The sequence below is a fragment of the Pseudobacillus sp. 179-B 2D1 NHS genome (assembly GCF_045370945.1).
In the GTDB taxonomy this organism is placed as follows: domain Bacteria; phylum Bacillota; class Bacilli; order Bacillales; family Domibacillaceae; genus Pseudobacillus.
In genome coordinates this window covers 1-664 of record NZ_JBIQDP010000074.1, presented here as the reverse complement: position 1 = coordinate 664, position 664 = coordinate 1, and the positions used below count along the sequence as shown (strand labels likewise).

Genomic DNA, 664 nt, shown 5'->3' with positions numbered 1-664 from the left:
AATTGTGAACCGTGTCAGGCTTTTAGCCGCACGTAGTAGCAACAGAGAACGCTGTTCTCACAAACGAATTAACGGCACTGTTTTTTGTTCAGTTTTGAAGGATGAATTCCTTCTCTATAGGTAAGCAACTTTGTTCTTTGAAAACTGGATAATATCGTATAAAAGTAACCAAGCAATAACCGAGTAATCGCCATTTTAGGTATTTTTCAAAGAAAGAAGAGAAGCAAGCAGTTCTAGGAAGCAACTGAATGACTGACTGAGCGTATTTGCATACGTGAGGGAAGGAATGAGGGAAGCTGACGATGAAATGCGCCGCTTGTATTTTTTCTTAGGTTAAGTTAGAAAGGGCGCACGGTGGATGCCTTGGCACTAGGAGCCGAAGAAGGACGGGACTAACTCCGATATGCTCCGGGGAGCTGTAAGTAAGCGTTAATCCGGAGATTTCCGAATGGGGAAACCCACTGTTCGTAATGGAACAGTATCCCTACCTGAATCCATAGGGTAGGAGAAGGCACACCCGGGGAACTGAAACATCTAAGTACCTGGAGGAAGAGAAAGCAAACGCGATTCCCTGAGTAGCGGCGAGCGAAACGGGAACAGCCCAAACCAGAAGGCTTGCCTTCTGGGGTTGTAGGACACTCTATACGGAGTTACAAAAGAACGG

1 rRNA gene is annotated in these 664 nt (G+C 45.9%); it reads left to right on the top strand.

Features of this window, described 5'->3' with window-relative positions:
* Positions 1–331: 331 nt before the first annotated feature.
* Positions 332–664, top strand: a 23S ribosomal RNA gene (locus ACH0BF_RS25085); the annotation flags it as partial.